19 protein-coding genes are annotated in these 18,322 nt (G+C 58.3%); all 19 read left to right on the forward strand.

The features are described 5' to 3' along the window. Nucleotides 1-67 precede the first annotated feature (67 nt). Complete coding sequence (locus KGL31_05110) at nucleotides 68-2,344, forward strand: LPS-assembly protein LptD (protein ID MDE2321283.1); 2,277 nt, start codon at nucleotides 68-70, stop codon at nucleotides 2,342-2,344. A gap of 89 nt (nucleotides 2,345-2,433) precedes the next feature. Continuing rightward, on the forward strand, nucleotides 2,434-3,414 hold the full coding sequence (gene hemB, locus KGL31_05115; GenBank protein ID MDE2321284.1) for a porphobilinogen synthase: 981 nt from the start codon (nucleotides 2,434-2,436) through the stop codon (nucleotides 3,412-3,414). Then, nucleotides 3,411-4,730, forward strand: coding sequence for a glutamate-1-semialdehyde 2,1-aminomutase (gene hemL / locus KGL31_05120; GenBank protein ID MDE2321285.1), 1,320 nt, complete (start codon nucleotides 3,411-3,413; stop codon nucleotides 4,728-4,730). Before hemB ends, hemL begins: the two co-directional genes overlap by 4 nt. 110 nt (nucleotides 4,731-4,840) lie before the next feature. Further along, complete coding sequence (locus KGL31_05125; protein MDE2321286.1) at nucleotides 4,841-5,197, forward strand: cytochrome c; 357 nt, start codon at nucleotides 4,841-4,843, stop codon at nucleotides 5,195-5,197. Nucleotides 5,198-5,442: 245 nt separating this feature from the next. Beyond that, nucleotides 5,443-5,802: an NADH-quinone oxidoreductase subunit A gene (locus KGL31_05130; protein ID MDE2321287.1), complete on the forward strand. Its 360-nt coding sequence runs from the start codon at nucleotides 5,443-5,445 to the stop codon at nucleotides 5,800-5,802. Continuing rightward, nucleotides 5,802-6,266 carry an NADH-quinone oxidoreductase subunit C gene (locus tag KGL31_05135; GenBank protein MDE2321288.1) on the forward strand — a complete coding sequence of 155 codons (465 nt, stop codon included), beginning with the start codon at nucleotides 5,802-5,804 and terminating at the stop codon, nucleotides 6,264-6,266. The genes KGL31_05130 and KGL31_05135 overlap by 1 nt, the downstream gene beginning before the upstream one ends. A 70-nt stretch (nucleotides 6,267-6,336) precedes the next feature. Continuing rightward, nucleotides 6,337-7,425 (forward strand): NADH-quinone oxidoreductase subunit D, encoded by a 1,089-nt coding sequence (locus KGL31_05140; GenBank protein MDE2321289.1) that lies wholly within the window; start codon nucleotides 6,337-6,339, stop codon nucleotides 7,423-7,425. Between the two features lie 102 nt (nucleotides 7,426-7,527). After that, entirely contained in the window at nucleotides 7,528-8,532 is a 1,005-nt protein-coding gene (gene nuoH / locus KGL31_05145; protein MDE2321290.1) for an NADH-quinone oxidoreductase subunit NuoH, read from the forward strand. 18 nt (nucleotides 8,533-8,550) lie between these two features. Then, nucleotides 8,551-9,054 carry an NADH-quinone oxidoreductase subunit J gene (locus KGL31_05150; protein MDE2321291.1) on the forward strand — a complete coding sequence of 168 codons (504 nt, stop codon included), beginning with the start codon at nucleotides 8,551-8,553 and terminating at the stop codon, nucleotides 9,052-9,054. A gap of 3 nt (nucleotides 9,055-9,057) precedes the next feature. Beyond that, nucleotides 9,058-9,366, forward strand: coding sequence for an NADH-quinone oxidoreductase subunit NuoK (nuoK, locus tag KGL31_05155; GenBank protein ID MDE2321292.1), 309 nt, complete (start codon nucleotides 9,058-9,060; stop codon nucleotides 9,364-9,366). A 7-nt stretch (nucleotides 9,367-9,373) separates the two neighbouring features. Next, nucleotides 9,374-11,338, forward strand: coding sequence for an NADH-quinone oxidoreductase subunit L (gene nuoL, locus KGL31_05160; GenBank protein ID MDE2321293.1), 1,965 nt, complete (start codon nucleotides 9,374-9,376; stop codon nucleotides 11,336-11,338). A 231-nt stretch (nucleotides 11,339-11,569) separates the two neighbouring features. Continuing rightward, the gene (locus KGL31_05165; protein ID MDE2321294.1) at nucleotides 11,570-13,261 is read left to right on the forward strand and encodes an NADH-quinone oxidoreductase subunit M; all 1,692 of its coding nucleotides are present in this window, start codon (nucleotides 11,570-11,572) and stop codon (nucleotides 13,259-13,261) included. After that, nucleotides 13,258-14,709, forward strand: coding sequence for an NADH-quinone oxidoreductase subunit N (locus KGL31_05170; GenBank protein ID MDE2321295.1), 1,452 nt, complete (start codon nucleotides 13,258-13,260; stop codon nucleotides 14,707-14,709). Before KGL31_05165 ends, KGL31_05170 begins: the two co-directional genes overlap by 4 nt. A 128-nt stretch (nucleotides 14,710-14,837) precedes the next feature. After that, nucleotides 14,838-15,053, forward strand: a complete 216-nt coding sequence (locus tag KGL31_05175) for an AtpZ/AtpI family protein (protein MDE2321296.1) — start codon at nucleotides 14,838-14,840, stop codon at nucleotides 15,051-15,053. Nucleotides 15,054-15,102: 49 nt separating this feature from the next. Beyond that, nucleotides 15,103-15,822, forward strand: a complete 720-nt coding sequence (atpB, locus tag KGL31_05180; GenBank protein MDE2321297.1) for a F0F1 ATP synthase subunit A — start codon at nucleotides 15,103-15,105, stop codon at nucleotides 15,820-15,822. 75 nt (nucleotides 15,823-15,897) lie between these two features. Next, entirely contained in the window at nucleotides 15,898-16,218 is a 321-nt protein-coding gene (locus KGL31_05185) for a F0F1 ATP synthase subunit C (GenBank protein ID MDE2321298.1), read from the forward strand. Nucleotides 16,219-16,269: 51 nt separating this feature from the next. Continuing rightward, the gene (gene ndhC, locus KGL31_05190) at nucleotides 16,270-16,629 is read left to right on the forward strand and encodes an NADH-quinone oxidoreductase subunit A (GenBank protein ID MDE2321299.1); all 360 of its coding nucleotides are present in this window, start codon (nucleotides 16,270-16,272) and stop codon (nucleotides 16,627-16,629) included. Then, on the forward strand, nucleotides 16,617-17,123 hold the full coding sequence (locus KGL31_05195; protein MDE2321300.1) for an NADH-quinone oxidoreductase subunit C: 507 nt from the start codon (nucleotides 16,617-16,619) through the stop codon (nucleotides 17,121-17,123). Before ndhC ends, KGL31_05195 begins: the two co-directional genes overlap by 13 nt. Further along, nucleotides 17,116-18,288: an NADH dehydrogenase (quinone) subunit D gene (gene nuoD, locus KGL31_05200; GenBank protein ID MDE2321301.1), complete on the forward strand. Its 1,173-nt coding sequence runs from the start codon at nucleotides 17,116-17,118 to the stop codon at nucleotides 18,286-18,288. Before KGL31_05195 ends, nuoD begins: the two co-directional genes overlap by 8 nt. Nucleotides 18,289-18,322 lie beyond the last annotated feature (34 nt).

Genomic DNA, 18,322 nt, shown 5'->3' on the forward strand with positions numbered 1-18,322 from the left:
CCATCCTGGGTAGGGCTTGCCCTGCCTCTACGAAGGTCTTTGCGGCACCCTCACGAGGTCTTTGTCGATGCCACTTTACCTCTTGTTGTTGGTGCTCTTCTTCTTTGCCTCCCCCTGGTTCACACCAGTGGTTCTGGCACAGGACACGGAATCCCGGGATCTCCTTAATAAGCTCAATGAACTCAAATCGGCCGTTCGGATCGAGGCGAATGAGATCGAGCGCCGTGAGCGCGACAAGCTCGCCATCGCGAGAGGCGACGTCCGAATCCAGATGGAGAACCGTATCCTCAGCGCCGATGAGGTCGAGGTGGATGAGGCTCAGGAGGTCATTCGAGCCAGAGGAAGAGTTCAACTCATCGATGGGGCAAGCCGTCTGGACGGCGATCGACTGGAATACCACTACCGCACCAATACGGGTGTCATGTATCAGGCCAAAGGAGCGATTCTTCCCGCGACCACCTTTGGAGGCGTCGAGATCCATAAGGAAGGAGAGCGCAGGTATCGGCTGGTCGATGGTAATTTCACCACCTGCCGCATCTGTCAACCTGAGCTTGGCGGTGTCGATTGGGAGATTCACGCGAAAGAGGCTGTCCTCGAACAAGATGAGTATCTCGAGGCGAAGTGGGCGTCGTTTTGGGTCCGTGGCCTACCCTCACCTCCTGTCCCGTATCTCGTCTACCCTGTCGGGCCGCGGCGCACCGGCTGGCTGATCCCCAATGTCGGCGGCGGCGGTCGATCAGGGTTCACGTATAAGCAGCCGTTCTTCTGGGCCATCGATGAGTCCCAGGATCTCACCCTGACCGGCGTCTACCGGGCCAATCGGGGCGCTGAGGGTGAGGTTGCCTACCGGTATATCCTGGGACCGGAGGCGAGAGGCTTCCTGGATGCCCGAGTGATCCAGGATCGCCTGAGCGGAACGCAGAGCGAGGTGCGAACCATCGTCACCGCCCGCCACGATCAGCAATTCAACCCGGAGCTGAGCCTGAAAAGCGACATCAACTACGTGAGCGACCGGCTGATTCAACGAGCGTTTCCCGATTCCCCACCTGAGGCGAGGACCGCGAGCTTCACCAACTCGCGCGTCTTTCTCACGCAAATGTGGCAGCATTACGGCCTCGAGCTCCAGCTCGACGATAGCCGTACCCTGAATCTTGATACCAGCGACAGCCGCCTCACTCGAGTTCCTGATGTGAGCTTCTTCGCCTCTCCACAGCGACTGTTCGGCTCGCCCATCCTTCTGGAGGGGCAACTCGCCGGGACCTATCTCCGGCGGAAAGATACGCCGGACAGCGGTCGGGCCGATCTGTTTCCGAAACTGTTACTGCCGTGGCGCCTGCTGACCTGGGCCACTATGATGCCGTCTGTGGGCTTCCGCGAGACCGCCTACACGAAGCGCCTCGACGGAAGCGGGAGCGGCACAAGCCGAGAGCTGTTTGAGGCTCGAAACGAGCTTATCACTCGATTCTTCCGCAACTTCGAGGTGTCAAGCGCGCGGGTCGATCGGCTGGTTCACCTGTTCGAGCCGCGCCTCAGTTACTGGTACATCAATCCTGTCAGTCAACAGAGGCTTCCGCAATTTGATGGCGTCGATTATATCAGCCCACAGAACCGGCTGACCTACTCCCTTACGAATCGCCTGCTGGCCAAACTCAAGGAGACCGACGGTTCCATCCGCACCCATGAACTCCTCTCCTTTTCACTCAGCCAGAGCGTCAACCTGAATCCCCAGAGGCGAACCTTCTCCGACCTCTTTCTGAATGCGCTGACACCGGAACGAATCGACCAGGCGGTCCGTGAAGCGACCCGCGAGCCGGCCAGCCGTACAGGTTTCTCGGACGTGCAGGAGCGTCGCTTCTCCAACCTGGTGGCCGACCTTCGCGCCTCCCCCTTGCGGGATTTGACCTTCTATGGGGTCACTGCCTTCAACACCGAAAGCAATCGAGTCGATGGGATCGAGGCCGGTGTCCAACTTGCGTACCCTGAGTACGGACGGGTGGAGCTGGCCCACTCCTTCATCCGCGGTGGCACGACGGCGGAGCAGCCTTCCGGTCCATTTCGCGATCGGGAGACCTCGGGCGTTATTGGCCGGCTGCTGCTCACGCCGATCAAAAATGTTGCCATCAACTACTACGGGCGGTACGACCCCCGTCGGGATACCAGCCTGGAGAACAATGTGGTCCTGACCTACGCCACCTGTTGCTGGATGATGGGGCTTCGTTACCTCAATCGCTCAGTGGTGCCAGGGATCAGGGGCTCCGAGAACAGCGTCGAGTTCTTCTTCGAGCTGCTGACAGGCGGGGCCCCGCCGCCTCCGGAACGGGGCGCGAAGTACCTGCAGCGCTGAAGGCAGTTGACCAGGATGGGAGGCGCGGGTAGAATGACTGCCATAAGAAGGGGACCACGTTGCAAGAGCAGCCCTTTCGAGGAGGAGCCATGTACTACCCGGTATTTCGGCCACGGCGCCTGCGCCAGAATGATACCCTTCGTCGATTGGTACGAGAGACGCACCTGCATCTTGAAGATCTGATTCAGCCGCTTTTTGTCGTCCACGGACACGGCGTGCGTCAGGAGATCTCCTCGATGCCGGGCTGTTTCCATCTTTCGGTGGATGAGCTGGCCAAGGAGGCGAAAGAGGCAGCAGCGATGGGTATTCCCGGAGTCATCCTGTTCGGCCTGCCGGCTGCGAAAGATGCTGTAGGCTCTGAGGCCTACGCTGAGGATGGGATCGTCCAGCAGGCAGTGCGCGCGATCAAGGATACAGTGTCCGATCTGTTGGTCATTACGGATGTCTGTTTATGCGAATACACCAGCCACGGCCACTGCGGTGTCGTAGAACGGGGCCAGGTCAAAAACGATCCCACGCTGGAACTGCTGGCCAGGACGGCGCTCTCTCATGCCGAGTCCGGCGTCGATATGGTCGCACCATCCGACATGATGGATGGCCGGGTGTCGGCTATCCGTGAGGCGCTGGATGATGATGGCTTCGAGGACACGCCGATTATGGCCTATTCGGCCAAGTATGCCAGCGCCTTCTATGGTCCGTTTCGCGATGCGGCTGGCTCAGCGCCCCAATTCGGGGATCGCCGCACCTACCAGATGGATCCGGCGAACAGTGACGAGGCGCTCCGGGAGGTGGGGCTTGATCTGGAGGAGGGGGCGGATATCGTGATGGTAAAGCCGGCCCTTCCGTACCTGGATATCCTCTGGCGAGTAAAGCAGGAGTTTGGCGGGCCGGTCGCGGCCTATCACGTGAGCGGCGAATACGCCATGTTGAAGGCAGCCGGACGACAGGGGTGGATCGATGAAGAGCGGGTCTTAATGGAGACGCTGACATCGATCAAGCGAGCCGGCGCCGACCTGATCCTGACCTATGCCGCCAAGGAGGCCGCGCGCCTGCTGGAGAACAGACCGTGACCAGCCCGCCTGTGCGCCGCACCCGGACAGGTCCGCGCTCGAAAGCGCTCTTTGAAGAGGCGACGCGCCTGCTGCCGGGAGGTGTGAACAGCCCCGTGCGGGCATTCCGAGCTGTGGGCGGGGACCCGGTGGTGATCGAGCGGGCCCAAGGTTGCCGCCTCTACGACGTCGATGATCAAAGCTATATCGACTATGTGGGCTCCTGGGGACCGATGATTGTCGGCCATGCCCATCCTGCCGTCGTGAAGGCAATCCAGGAGGCGGCGGCTCAAGGCGTCAGCTACGGCGCGCCGACGGTCTGGGAGACGACGCTGGCCCGAATGGTGGTCGAGGCGATCCCCTCGATCGAACTGGTCCGGTTCGTAAACTCCGGGACTGAGGCAACCATGAGTGCTATCCGGTTGGCCCGTGGCGTCACGAAGCGCGACCGGATCGTCAAGTTTGAGGGATGCTACCATGGGCACGCCGACAGCCTGTTGGTGAAGGCCGGCTCCGGCGCCATGACCTTTGGTGTGCCGGACAGCCTCGGCGTTCCGCCGGATCTCGCTGGCCTGACGATTACGCTGCCTTACAATAATGGCGAGGCTGTTCAGGCGGCGTTCCGGTCGGTCGGCCACGAGATTGCCTGCGTGATCGTAGAGCCGGTGGTCGGTAACATGGGGGTCGTTCCGCCGAGGCCGGGGTTTCTCGCGGCGTTGCGAGAGATCACTGCCGCCCACGGCTCGCTGCTGATCTTCGACGAGGTCATGACCGGATTCCGGTTGGGCAAAGGTGGCGCCCAGGCGCTCTACGGTATTCAGCCGGATCTGACCTGTCTCGGGAAGATTATCGGCGGCGGCCTGCCGGTCGGCGCGTACGGCGGTCCATGCAGGATCATGGAGCAGGTCGCCCACCTGGGGGCCATCTATCAGGCCGGGACTCTCTCCGGCAACCCCTTGGCTATGAGGGCCGGCATCGAGACCCTTCGCCTCCTCGACGAGCCCGGATTCTACGAGCGGCTTGAGGCGAAAGGAGCGCAATTGGAAGCAGGGCTGCGAGAGTCGGCGGCAAGGGAGGGCATTGCGCTTCAGTGTCAACGGGTCGGCTCGATGTGTACCGCCTTCTTCGCCGAGCAACCGATCATCGACTACCGGACGGCTCGGACCGCAGACACCGATCGCTATGCCGCGTTCTTCTGGGCCATGCTTGAACGGGGGGTCTATCTCCCGCCCTCCCAGTTCGAGGCAGCTTTTCTGTCCGATGCGCACACTGCCGCCGATATCGAGACGACCCTGCTGGCGGCACAGGAAGCCCTGGCCACACTTCGCGCTCGTTAACGTCTCATCACTCATCATCATTCATCATGTAGTCGAATCAAAGGAGGGCTGTTGAGTTGCTTATCGATATCCTGTTCCGACTCCGTTCCCAGTGGTTTTTGGCAGTTCTGCTGTTGTTCGTCGTAGTGGCGTCTCCCGCGTTTGGCGCGGGGAACGAAGGTGCGGCAGCAAGCGCTCGGTCGACCTACGAGTCAAGGTGCGCCTTATGCCACGGTGTAAGCGGTAAAGGCGATGGGTGGCAGGCAAAAATGGTTTTTTGGATGAAGACGCCTAACTTGACCGATTCAGCCTATATGCAAACACGGTCCGATGACGCCCTTTTTCAGATGATTAAGGGGGGTGGTAAGACGGGAATGCCCGCGTTCGGGCTGGATTTTAACGATACCCAGATTAAAGAACTGGTGACGTACGTCAGGGGATTTGCGAAGGCGCCAGGATCGCCAAAGTCCACGGGCGCAGCACACTAAACATTTGCTTTTGTCCTTGACAGGGTATGGCGGTTGTGCTAGTATGCTAAAAATTTCACGAAGTTGATTGGGAAATCCCGGAAGGCCCTGCAGCGAACAGTCGGCACACCCTTCAGAATGCCCTGCGCGGGGCAATTTTTTTTGTCGCCGGGATAAATCACGGGCCCGGCGATCCCCTTTACGAGGCCAACCCGCAAGGCGAGCCTCGTCCACGTCGGATACGCACTTCGAATACAGGTGGTGAGATGGCAGCAGATTATGCAATTGTCGGCATCTTTCTGATTGTTGGGCTGCTGTTCGTTGTGGTGAATGTCGACGTCGTCTCCCGACTGCTGCGCCCCACTAACCCCGAGCCGGAAAAGTTGACCACGTACGAGTGCGGCGAAGACCCGGTCGGCGCCTCCTGGATCCGTGTTCACGTCCGGTACTACCTGTACGCCCTGGTCTACGTGATCTTCGCGGTGGAGACGATCTATCTGCTGCCTTGGGCAGTCGTCTTCCGGAGGCTGGGGATGTTTGCCTTTGTCGAGATGATGCTCTTTATCGCCATTCTGCTGATAGGTTTCGCCTATGCCTGGCGCAAGGGCGCCCTGGAGTGGGTCTGATGACGCCGGACGAGGTCATTGAAGCCATCAAGTCACAGTTCGGTGATGCCGTCAAGGCGTCAGAGGTCAAGGGTGTCGAGGCCCGAATGGATATCCGTCTCGAGAAAGGCTACGAGATCCTCACCGCACTTAAGGGGATAGGGTTCGACTATCTGAACTGCCTGAGCGCTGTGGATAGGATTGCAAGCGGCGAGCTCGAGGTGGTCTATAACCTCTCCTCCCTGTCGCTGCCGACGAAGGTCCTGGTAAGGGTACGGGTTCCGCGGGAGGATCCGATTATCCGGAGCGTGGTGTCGCTGTGGGGTACGGCAGACTGGCATGAACGGGAGGCCTTCGACATGATGGGGATCCGCTTCGATGGTCATCCTGACCTTCGACGGATCCTGACTTCTGAAGACTGGGTAGGGTATCCGTTGCGCAAGGACTATCAGGACGAACGGCTGGTTCCGTACGAGCCGGTGTAGTGATCGGTTCCGTTGAGGCAGGCAGATGAATCCGCACGAGATTGAGATCGCTGGGCGCACCCAGGAGACGATGGAGGAGTTCTATGTCAACATGGGTCCGCAGCATCCCAGCACGCACGGCGTGCTTCGCCTTTTGTTGAAGCTGGATGGCGAGGTCGTGACCGAGATCATCCCGTACATCGGCTACCTCCACCGCTGCCATGAAAAGATCGGCGAGAACCGCATCTATACCCAGATCATTCCGTACACCGATCGGCTGGACTATCTCGCATCGATGTATAACAATTTCGGCTTCGTGTTGACGGTGGAACGGCTCCTCGGGGTGACTGTACCGGAGCGGGCCGAGTATATGCGAGTGATTCTGGGAGAGTTGCAACGAATCGCCAGCCATCTGATCTGGTTGGGGACCTTCGGCCTCGATCTGGGCAACTTCACCATTTTTATGTACTGCTTCCGGGAGCGGGAAAAGATCCTGGACCTGTTCGAATCAGTCTGCGGTCAGCGGCTGAATTACGCGTTCTACCGGATCGGCGGGATGCCGCTGGACTTCCCTGATTCCTTCGTGCCCGACTGCAAGGCGTTTCTGGAATGGTTCAAGCCGCGCCTGCCGGAGTACGATGCGGTGATGACCGACAACATCATCTTCCAAAAGCGGGTGCAGGGCCTCGGGAAACTCGACGCTAAGACCGCCATCAACTACGCCATCAGCGGGCCGATGCTCCGCGCCTCCGGGATCAAGTGGGATCTGCGCCGGAACGATCCATACTCTATCTATGATCGCTTTAAATTCGACATCCCGGTGGGAACCTCCGGCGACGTCTGGGACCGATATATGGTCAGGCGCATCGAGATAGAAGAGAGTGTGAAGATCGTTGAGCAAGCCCTCCAGGGGCTGCCGTCCGGCGAGATCATGGCGAAGATGCCGAAGAAGCTGAAGCCGCCTGCCGGAGACATCTACTCCAGGGTGGAGTCGCCCAGGGGCGAGTTGGGGTTCTATATCGTATCCGACGGCTCCGAGAAACCGTACCGGTACAAGGTCCGCTCTCCGACCTTTGTTAACCTGAGCATACTTCCCCTAATCGGTACAGGCTACCTTGTTGCTGATCTCGTGGCCATTCTGGGGAGCATCGACATCGTGCTGGGCGAAGTGGATCGCTAGAAAAGCGGTTTTCAGTTTTGAGTTTTCAGTCTCAAAACTAGAAACTAACTACGTAACACTAAACACTCAAAACTTGTCACTTGTATGAGCACAGAAGCATTGATGGAGAGCTTTTACGACATCTTTAGTACTAGGGGGATACCCCTGTTCATTCCCCAGTTGATCGTGATGCTGGCGGTGGCCACTGCTGTGCTCATTTTCACTGCCGTCTCCGTCATGTTTATGGTCTGGTGGGAGCGGAAGATCAGCGCCCACATCCAGGTCCGCTTTGGGCCGATGCGGGTTGGCGGCTGGCACGGCTGGGCCCAGAGCATCGCCGACGGGATCAAGCTCCTCATTAAGGAGGATATCGTCCCGGCGGGGGCCGACCGGTTGGTGTTTGCCCTGGCGCCGATGGTGGTCTTTGCGGCCTCGCTCGCCGCGTTTGTCATCATCCCGTTCGGTCCGGGCCTCATCGCCGGCGACCTGAATATCGGCGTGCTCTTCTACATTTCGATCTCCTCTCTGACGGTCGTGGGGATCATTATGGCCGGCTGGAGCTCAAATAATAAGTATTCGGTCTTGGGCGCCCTCCGCTCGGCGGCGCAGGCGGTCAGCTACGAGATCCCCCTCGTGGTCTCGGTCATTGGGGTCATCATGACGGTCGGCTCTATGAGTATGGTCCGGATTGTGGAGGCACAGCAACAGATCTGGTTTGTGGTTCCGCAATTGCTCGGCTTCCTCATCTATTTGACCGCGTCGATTGCCGAGTGCAACCGGTTGCCGTTTGATATCCCGGAGGCCGAGTCGGAACTGGTGGCCGGCTTTCATGTTGAGTACAGCGGGATGCGGTTCGCCATCTTCTTCCTGGCGGAGTACGCTAATATGTTCGTCGTCTCGGCCATCGCCACCACGTTATTTCTCGGCGGATGGCACGGGCCGTTACTGCCGGGATGGCTCTGGTTCCTTCTGAAGACCTATTTCCTTATCTTCGTAATGATGTGGCTGCGCTGGACGCTGGCCAGACTGCGGGTCGATCAACTCATGAATCTTGGGTGGAAGTTCTTACTGCCGCTGGCCTTTTTGAATATGGGGATTACCGGATTGATCCTGGTGCTGCGAGGGTAGCATGGTGGAGTGGCGCTCGTGACTGTGACTTACGTCGTATTCTTATTGATGGCGGCCTTCACCGTGGGAGCCTCCCTTCTGGTGGTCCTGGCCAAAAATATCGTACATTGCGCCATCGCGCTGGTCTTTGCGTTCTTCGGCGTGGCCGCGCTGTTCGTCCTGCTCGATGCCGAATTTCTGGCAGCCGCGCAGGTGCTGCTGTACGTGGGGGGGATCACCATCCTCCTGCTGTTCGCTATCATGTTGACCAGCCGGATCTCGGCGAGAGGGGTCAAGATCATGAACGAACAGGTAGGGATCAGCGCGGTGGTGGTCCTCGCGATCGTCGGGCTCTTGGCCTACGCTAACCTGAAGGGCTTTTCCGCCCTGGTGCCGCCTCTGACGATGCCGGATAATACCGCCTCGATCGGAAAGCTCCTGCTGACTACCTACGTCTTGCCGTTTGAGGTGGTATCGCTCCTCCTTCTGGCGGCCATGGTGGGCGCAATCATTCTGGCTCGACGCGAGCGGGAGAAGGACTGACGGATGGTGCCACTTTCGTACTACCTGATCCTCAGCACGCTCATGTTCGGCATCGGGATGTTCGGGGCCCTGACCCGCCGCAATGCCATCGGGATTCTCATGGCGCTAGAGTTGATGTTCAACGCGGTCAACCTGAATTTTGTAGCATTCTCCAGGTATCTACCCCAGCCGCTGCTCCAGGGGCAGATCTTTGCCATCTTTGTCATTACCGTGGCGGCGGCAGAGGCCGCGGTGGGACTGGCGATTGTCCTCGGACTGTACCGGAACTTTCAGACGATCAACGTCGACGAAATCAACCTGATGAAATGGTAATACCATCATGAAACTTGTTGCGCTTGTGCCACTCCTGCCGCTGATCGGGGTCCTGATCAACGGATTGTTCGGCGCCTGGATCAAGGAGCGCGCCCATCTGATCGCGGTCCCCGCCGCAGGGCTGTCATGTCTGGTGGCGTTTGTCGTCTTCTTTCAGACGCTGGGTGGCGCGACACTCGATTGGGACGTCTATTCGTGGCTGAAGGTCGGAGACCTCAAGGTGCCGATCGGGTTCCTGGTCGACCCGCTCTCGACCGTTATGATGCTGGTGGTCACCTTCGTCGGGTTCCTCATCCATGTCTACTCGATCGGCTATATGCACGGTGATCGGGGCTACGCTCGCTTCTTTACCTATCTCAATCTGTTCATGTTCTCCATGCTGATGCTGGTTCTCGCCAATAACTACCTCCTGATGTTTCTGGGGTGGGAGGGGGTTGGGCTCTGCTCGTATTTACTGATAGGCTTCTGGTATGAGAAAAAATCGGCTGCGGATGCCGGTAAGAAGGCGTTTGTCGTCAACCGGATCGGGGATGCCGGGTTCATACTCGGGCTCTTCCTCATCTGGACCACCTTCGGATCGTTGAAATATACTGAAGTGTTTGCGGCCGTCAATCCCGCTCTGGGCGCCGGGATCTACACCGCCATCACGCTGCTCCTGTTCGTGGGCGCGACAGGCAAGTCGGCCCAGCTCCCGCTCTATGTCTGGCTCCCCGACGCCATGGAGGGGCCCACACCGGTCTCGGCGTTGATCCATGCCGCCACGATGGTGACGGCGGGTGTGTATATGGTAGCCAGATCGAACGCCCTCTTCAATCTGGCCCCGTTCAGCCTCGAAGTGGTGGCCTGGGTCGGCGCGCTGACGGCGGTCTTCTCGGCCACAATCGCGCTGGTTCAGAACGACATCAAGCGGGTTGTGGCCTACTCCACAATCTCGCAACTCGGCTATATGTTTCTCGGCGCTGGAGCGGGCGCCTACCCGTCCGCCGTGTTTCACCTTGGCACTCACGCTTTTTTCAAGGCGCTTCTGTTTCTTGGTTGCGGTTCGGTCATTCACTCATTGCATGGCGAGCAGGACATGAGAAAGATGGGCGGACTGCGGAAGGCGATGCCGATTACAACCTGGACCTTTCTGCTGGCCTCGCTGGCGAACGCCGGGATCTTTCCCCTGGCAGGTTTCTGGTCCAAGGATGAAATCCTGTTCAACGTCTTCGAACGTGGGCTGACGATCCCCTGGCTCCTGGGACTGATCGGCGCGTTTCTCACGGCCTTCTATATGTTCAGGCTCTTTTTCCAGGTCTTCACAGGGCATTTTCGCGGCGACCACCATACTGCCCATCACCTGCACGAATCGCCGCCGAACATGGCGTACCCCCTGCTGGTGCTCGGCGTTCTTTCGGTGATTGCGGGACTGGCGTTCGGATTCCCCCCAGACCACGGGCTGTACCATCGCTTCGTTGCGCCGATCTTTGAAGTTGCTCACGAATCGGAAGCGGCCACAGAGCATGCGGCTGGCGCGTCGGAAGTCGTGATGGCCGCGGTGTCTCTCGCCGTTGCGCTGCTCGGGATCGGCCTTGCCTATCTGTTCTATGTCAAACGGCCGGATTTGCCGGCGGCACTGGCCGATAAGGCACAAGGTCTACACAGTCTGCTGCTGAACAAGTATTGGGTAGACGAGCTGTATCAGGCAATCTTCATCGATTTCGGCAAGGCCTTCTGTCGCTTCCTGTGGGGGGTTGATGCCCGGGTTGTGGACGGCGCAGTCAACGGCAGTAGCTGGCTTACCATGCGCTTGAGTGTGATCTCGTCCTGGAACGACATGAAGATTGTCGATGGTCTGGTCAATGCTATCGCCGATCTGATCCAGGGCGGAAGCGGAACTCTCCGGCGGCTGCAGACGGGGGCCATCCAGAACTATATTCTGGCTATGGCGCTGGGTATTGTTGGTATGGTGGTATTCTATCTGTTTCTCTAATTCTCCAAGAGGCTCTATTACACACGCAATAATGGGCGTCATTGTGCTTTGAAAGGCCCCTCACCTTTATCCTCTCCCCGGATACCCTCTGGGTACGGAGAGGCGGCTTTCTTGTTGCCCCTCACCCCCTTTTTGGGGGGAAAGGGCGAGGGTGAGGGAGGACTTCCTGGGCAATGGCGGTGTAACGGTTAGTACAATGGCCAGGGTACCGACAGGAGGACTATTTCATAAATGAATGTTCTTGGGTTTCCGATCTTGTCGCTGATGACGTACCTGCCCCTCGCCGGGGTGGTCGTAATCTCGCTGCTTCCGAAGGAGTCGAAAAACGGCGTTCGCTGGACCGCCCTGGCTTTCACGGTAGCCAGCCTCCTGGTGTCTTTGTGGCTCCCCGCTTTCTTTGACTCGACGACTGCCGAGATGCAGTTTGTCGAGAAGGTCTCATGGATTCCGTCGATTGGTGTGACCTATTTTCTCGGGCTCGATGGGATCACCTTGTGGCTTACCTTGCTGACCACTTTCCTCTCCGTCATCACCGTCATCTGCTCGTGGGAATCGGTGAGCATGCGGTTGAAGGAGTATTACGCCTTTCTTCTGATGCTGGAGACCGGTATGCTCGGGGTCTTTTTCTCCATGGACTTCTTTCTCTTCTATATCTTTTGGGAAGTGATGCTGGTCCCGATGTATTTCCTGATCGGCATCTGGGGAAGCGACCGCCGCCTCTACTCGGCCATCAAGTTCTTTTTGTATACGCTGTTCGGCGGCGTCATCATGCTGCTGGGGATCCTGTCCGTCTACTTTTATCACGGTGCCCAGACGGGAACCTATACGTTTGATATTTTTGAGTTGATGAAGCTGTCGTATCCATCTACACCTGTCTTCACACTGCTGGGTGTTCCGCTATCGTTTCAGGATCTGGTCTGGCTGGCCTTCTTTTTGGGCTTCGCCATCAAGGTCCCGATGTTTCCTTTCCATACGTGGCTGCCTGACGCGCACACCGATGCGCCGACGGCCGGCAGCGTGATTCTGGCCGGTGTCCTCCTGAAGATGGGGACGTACGGTTTCATCCGGTTCAATCTGCCGATGCTTCCGGAGGCCACCCAGCACTTCGTTCCGATGATTATGATCCTGTCGATCATCGCGATCATTTACGGCGCGTTGGTCTGTATGGTCCAGACCGACATGAAGCGGCTGATCGCCTACAGCTCCGTCAGCCACATGGGATTTGTGATGTTGGGTATGTTTGCCCTGAATTCCCAAGGGGTCCAGGGCAGTATTATCCAGATGATTAACCACGGCCTCTCGACCGGCGCCCTCTTCCTAATCGTGGGTCTGATCTATGATCGCCGACATACGAGGCAGATCTCGGAGTTTGGGGGCCTGTCCAAGCAGATGCCGGTCTACTCTACCCTGTTCGCGATCATCATGTTTTCTTCGATGGGGCTCCCCGGACTGAACGGCTTCATCGGTGAGTTTTTGATTCTCGTCGGCGCCTTCAAAGTCAATTATGTCTGGGCGGCCTTTGCCGTGACAGGAATTGTGCTCGGCGCAGCCTATATGCTCTGGCTATACCAGCGGACTATGTTTGGGGCGCTGGAGAACCCGAAGAATGCGGATCTTGCTGACCTGAGCGCCAGAGAGATTAGCACCCTTGTGCCGATCGTGATTATGTGTTTCTGGATCGGTCTCTACCCCTCCCCCTTCCTGAGCCGGACAGAGGCGTCGGTCAATTATGTCCTGGCGCGGGTCCATAAACAGCAGGCCGTTGCCGAGCCGTACCTGAGTGATTCGACACAGCCCGCCACAGGCCAGATTGAAGCCGGTCATGGGTCGGGTCAAAGGGGAGCTGTTGTCTTGCCGGTTCGGGCGCCTGTCTCTGCCCATGCCGAAGAGCCTGTCCTGAGCTCCGTCAAAGGGTCCAGATGACTCAAGTATTCAACATGACCGATCTCTCCACGACCTCCCCAGAGGTGATCCTGAGCCTGGTGGCCATGACGATCCTTATGCTCGATTTCATTGCTCCGAAGGGCGGACGAGACTGGCTGGGATATCTGAGTATCCTTGGCGTCCTTGGCACCTTCATGATCCTGATCCGCCAATGGGGCGTCACGCAGCCCGCCTTCAGCGGGCAATACGTCAGTGATCCGTTCGCGTTCTTCTTCAAGATCGTCTTTCTGATCTCTGCCGCGCTGATCCTGCTGATGTCGATCGGCTACCTGAAGAGCGAACGGATTGATAAAGGCGAGTTCTACCCTCTGATCCTTTTCGCCACACTCGGCATGATGTTGATGGTTAGCGCTGTAGACCTCCTGATCCTGTACGTCGGCCTGGAGATGATGTCGATCTCTATTTATATTCTGGCCGGGTTTTTGAAGCGGGAGCGACGCAGCAGCGAGGCCGCGCTCAAGTACCTGCTGATGGGAGGGTTTTCCTCTGCGATTATGTTGTACGGCATTGTGATGCTGTATGGCCTGACCGGCACCATCGGCCTGAGAGAGATTGCCTCAACGATCTCCGGGGACACACTCTCGAATCCGGCGCTCATCCTGGGCATGGTGATGCTGGTGGCCGGCTTCGGGTTCAAGATTGCGGCGGTTCCGTTCCACATGTATATTCCTGACGTGTATGAAGGGGCCCCGACCCCTGTGGCGGCTCTCCTGTCGGCGGCTTCAGAGGTTGCCGGTCTCGCCATTCTCCTGCGAGTCTTTCTGGTAGTGTTTCCGGGCCTACAGGATCGCTGGACGCTGCTCTTTTACGTCCTGTCGTTGCTCACGATGACGGTCGGAAATGTTGTGGCGATAGCGCAGAGTAATATCAAGCGGATGCTGGCCTACAGCTCCATCGCCCACATCGGCTACCTGCTGATCGGGTTGGTAGCGGGACGGGAGCTGGGGATCTCAGCCGTACTGCTGTATACCCTGATCTACGCCCTGATGACACTGGGCGCTTTTGCCATGGTGATCCTGCTCTGCGCGGGGGAGGTGAAAGGGGAGCGCATTGACGACTTTACCGGTCTGGCGCAGCGAAGCCCCTTGGCGGCCGCTGCCATGTTGATCTTCCTTCTCTCATTAGCGGGGGTTCCTCCGACCGCGGGCTTTGTCGGAAAGTTCTACCTGTTCGGCGCAGCCATCGAACGAGGGTATGTGTGGCTTGCGATCATTGCCGTGATCAATTCAACCATCTCGCTCTTCTATTACATGAAGGTGGTGGTGGCGATGTACATGCGCGACCTACCGCCACAGGGCCTGACCTTAAGTCCTTCCAGGCCGTTACGGCTGGCCCTCTTTGTGACCCTGGTGGCCACCCTCGCTATTGGAATCTACCCAGGCCCTTTCCTGGAGTTGGCTAGGGCCTCGGTCACCGGGCTCTGGTAGCATTCAGGAGACCAGCGCCTTGACAGGGTGGAAGGGGAGGGCTAGAGTACAGTTGAATGCAGCAAGAGAAAATCCCCCCATCCCCCATTTTATAAAGGGGGACAAGAGGGGGTTTCATCGGCAGGACGATGAAGGACAATCAGGCTCGACTGTGGCGGCAGCTCGCAGGGCTGAGTTCACTGGGGATTACCTTCGCCGCTTCGATTGCGATCGGGGCCGCGATCGGTATTGCCCTGGATCGCTGGCTGGGGACGTCACCGTGGCTGATGATTTTATTTTTTATCTTTGGGGTTGCAGCGGGGTTTGCCAACCTTCTAAAAGATCTCAAGCATTGGGGAAGTTGATTTTTTTGCAGCCAATATGTGATTTCCAGCACAATAACTGGGAGGCGTGATGGAGCACCACCCTACAATTTTCCAGATTCCTAATTTTCTTGGGGCGATCGGGATTCCCGGAGCCTGGGTGCCGGAGCATGTGGCGATGGCGTGGCTTGTGATGGCTATCCTGGTCGGCGTATCGTACCTGGCTACGAGGCGACTCGAGGCTGTACCGGGGCCGATCCAGAACTTCATGGAGGTCGTGGTCGAGACGTTCGGAGATCTGCTTACACAGATGATCGGATCTAACGGGAAACGGTACCTCCCCTTGATCGGAACGGCCGGCCTCTTCATTCTCGTTGGCAATCTCCTCGGCGCGCTCCCCGGTCTCAAGCCGCCAACGGCGAACCTCAACACCACAGCCGCCCTCGCTATCACGATATTCCTCTCTTATAACTACTTCGGCATTCGGGAGCACGGGATCGTTGCCTATCTCCGCCACTTTTGCGGGCCGATCTTGTGGTTGGCGCCCATCATGTTCCCTATCGAGCTCATTGGCCATCTTGCCCGGCCGATTTCCTTGTCAATCCGACTATTCGGCAATATCTTCGGGGAGGAGAGTGTCATAGCCATCCTGCTGTCTTTGATCTGGTTGGGGATTCCGTACGTCATCTATCTGGGCATCATGATGCCCCTGAGTCTCTTCACCAGCTTTGTCCAGGCCTTCATCTTTGTCATGCTGTCCATGGTGTATATCGCGGGAGCCGTTCAAGTCGAACACGAAGAGCATCACTAACCCCATCTCACTTTGAAAGGAGTTGTGCCGATGAGTCGCACGCAAGGAGCGCTCGCCCTGCTGGTAGTGACGGTTATGCTGACCTTTGGGTCCCAGATCGCGTTTGCCGCTGAAGGGGCCGCGCCTGAGTCTTCTTCAACATTCTTTGTGGTGTCGGTCCTCACGGGTGGATTCGCCATGGCCATCGCCTCTGGCGCGGCGGCGATCGGTCAGAGCCGCGCTATCGTCAGCGCGTTGGAGGCGATCGGGAGGCAGCCGGCGGCGGCTCCGCGGATTCAGGTTGCGATGATCATCGGCCTCGCGTTGATCGAGTCGTTGGCTATCTACGTCCTGCTCGTTGCCCTGATCATCTTCTTTGCGAATCCCTTCATCAAGTACGTGGTTCCCGGTGCATAGCGAAGGGTGAGGTTTGAAGGGCGATAGCCGATCGCCCAGGAGAAGGACGCGGTGCTTCTCTCGTATCTGCCGATCTTTATCCTGATCCTGTTGGCGACCGGTTTTGCCCTCGCTACCCTTTTTGCATCCCATGTGCTCGGGCCGCGACGGCCCACTCACGCGAAGCTCACCCCGTACGAGTGCGGGATCGACCCGGTGGGCTCCGCCCGGGAGCGATTTTCGGTCAAGTTTTACCTGGTCGCGATGTTGTTCATCATCTTCGACATCGAGATCGTGTTCCTGTATCCTTGGGCGGTAATCCTGAATGGTCTCGGACTATTCGGGTTGATCGAGATGGTTCTCTTCCTCGGTATCCTCCTGATCGGGCTCCTGTATGTCTGGAAGAAGGGGGGCCTGGAATGGATCACGTAAAGGAGGCGGAGGAGAATCTCACCGTTTCAAAGCTGCGGGAAAGGTTCCCGGAGGCGACATTCTCGACCAGAAGCTTTCGAAACGAAACGACCTTCCTCGTCAGGTCCGGCGACATCATTCGGATCTGTCGCTACCTGAAAGAGGATCCCGGTCTTCTCTACGATTTCCTTTCTGATCTCACCGCGGTTGATCGGTTCGGAGACCACCCGCGTTTCGAGGTGGTCTACCATCTCTATTCCCTTCAGTACAAATGGCGGCTCCGGCTTAAGGTGCACGTTGAGGAGGGTGAGGCGACGCCCAGCGTGACGTCGGTCTGGGGCGCGGCCGATTGGCATGAGCGTGAAGTATTCGATATGTTCGGAATCCGCTTTGAGGGTCACCACGATCTCCGACGGATCCTCATGCCGGAGGAGTGGGAGGGATTTCCGCTTCGGAAGGACTATCCGGTGCAGGCCTCGCCGAAATGGTGGGAAGAGGAGACGACGGGTGACTGAACGGCGCACCATGACCATCAACATGGGGCCGCAGCACCCCAGCACCCATGGCGTGCTGCGTCTGGTCCTGGAACTGGACGGAGAGATTATCGTCCGATGTACGCCGCATATCGGCTACCTGCACACCGGGATGGAGAAGATCGCAGAAAGCAAGCGGTACCAGCAGGTGATCCCGATTACGGACCGGATGGATTATCTGGCCCCCCTCAGCAACAACCTCGCCTATGTGCTGGCCGTCGAGAAACTGCTCGGCATCGAGGTCCCTCCGCGGGCGCAGGTCATCCGCGTAATGCTGACGGAACTGACCAGGATCGGAAGCCACCTGGTCTGGCTCGGGACCCATGCCATCGACATCGGAGCCATGAGCGTCTTTCTCTACGCCTTTCGGGAGCGCGAGGCGATCCTGGATATGTACGAACAGGTGTCCGGGGCCCGGATGATGTCCAGCTACTTTCGGGTCGGCGGCCTGTTCGCCGATCTGCCGGAGGGGTTCGAGCAGACAGTACGGTCGTTTATCGCCAGCTTTCCCGACCGCCTGGCCGAGTACGAAGACCTGCTGACGCGAAACCCGATCTGGATCGAGCGGACCAGGGGGGTGGGTGTGATTAAGCCGGAAGACGCAGTGGACCTCGGCTTAAGCGGTCCAAGCCTGCGGGCCTGCGGAGTCGCGTGGGATATCCGCAAGTCGAATCCTTATTCAGGCTATGACCAATTTCACTTCGAGATGTCCCGAGGAAGCCATGGCGATGTCTACGACCGATACCTCTGCCGTATCTTTGAGATGCGGCAGAGCGTTGCCATCGTTCGTCAGGCTCTGGAACGCCTTCCGGCCGGACCGGTCGTGGTAGCCGATCCGAAGCTCATCCCGCCGCCCAAGCCGATGATCAAACAGAGTATGGAGGCACTCATTCACCACTTCCTGCTCTGGTCGGCGGGATTTACCGTACCGGCAGGAGAGGTCTATCAGAGTATCGAGTCGCCGAGGGGTGAGTACGGTGTCTATCTCGTAAGCGACGGCAGCAACAAGCCGTACCGCGTTCATTTTCGCGCACCCTCCTTTGTGAACCTGCAGGCGTTACCCCGGATGGTGGAGGGGCGACTGGTGGCCGATCTGGTGGCGATCATCGGCAGCATCGATATCGTGCTCGGCGAGGTGGATCGGTGAAACGGACGTTACGACGCGCGAAATCCCCCCGTGC

Source organism: Candidatus Methylomirabilota bacterium, assembly GCA_028870115.1.
Taxonomy (GTDB): Bacteria; Methylomirabilota; Methylomirabilia; order Methylomirabilales; family Methylomirabilaceae; genus Methylomirabilis.

Bases quoted from the DNA above. Each gene is read 5' to 3' on its own strand.
- KGL31_05195 (MDE2321300.1), top strand. From the start codon at position 16,617: ATGGATCACGTAAAGGAGGCGGAGGAGAATCTCACCGTTTCAAAGCTG.
- KGL31_05140 (MDE2321289.1), top strand. From the start codon at position 6,337: ATGGAGGAGTTCTATGTCAACATGGGTCCGCAGCATCCCAGCACGCAC.
- KGL31_05165 (MDE2321294.1), top strand. From the start codon at position 11,570: ATGAATGTTCTTGGGTTTCCGATCTTGTCGCTGATGACGTACCTGCCC.
- nuoH (MDE2321290.1), top strand. From the start codon at position 7,528: ATGGAGAGCTTTTACGACATCTTTAGTACTAGGGGGATACCCCTGTTC.
- hemB (MDE2321284.1), top strand. From the start codon at position 2,434: ATGTACTACCCGGTATTTCGGCCACGGCGCCTGCGCCAGAATGATACC.
- nuoK (MDE2321292.1), top strand. From the start codon at position 9,058: ATGGTGCCACTTTCGTACTACCTGATCCTCAGCACGCTCATGTTCGGC.
- KGL31_05175 (MDE2321296.1), top strand. From the start codon at position 14,838: ATGAAGGACAATCAGGCTCGACTGTGGCGGCAGCTCGCAGGGCTGAGT.
- KGL31_05185 (MDE2321298.1), top strand. From the start codon at position 15,898: ATGCTGACCTTTGGGTCCCAGATCGCGTTTGCCGCTGAAGGGGCCGCG.
- atpB (MDE2321297.1), top strand. From the start codon at position 15,103: ATGGAGCACCACCCTACAATTTTCCAGATTCCTAATTTTCTTGGGGCG.
- KGL31_05110 (MDE2321283.1), top strand. From the start codon at position 68: ATGCCACTTTACCTCTTGTTGTTGGTGCTCTTCTTCTTTGCCTCCCCC.
- KGL31_05135 (MDE2321288.1), top strand. From the start codon at position 5,802: ATGACGCCGGACGAGGTCATTGAAGCCATCAAGTCACAGTTCGGTGAT.
- KGL31_05130 (MDE2321287.1), top strand. From the start codon at position 5,443: ATGGCAGCAGATTATGCAATTGTCGGCATCTTTCTGATTGTTGGGCTG.
- KGL31_05170 (MDE2321295.1), top strand. From the start codon at position 13,258: ATGACTCAAGTATTCAACATGACCGATCTCTCCACGACCTCCCCAGAG.
- nuoL (MDE2321293.1), top strand. From the start codon at position 9,374: ATGAAACTTGTTGCGCTTGTGCCACTCCTGCCGCTGATCGGGGTCCTG.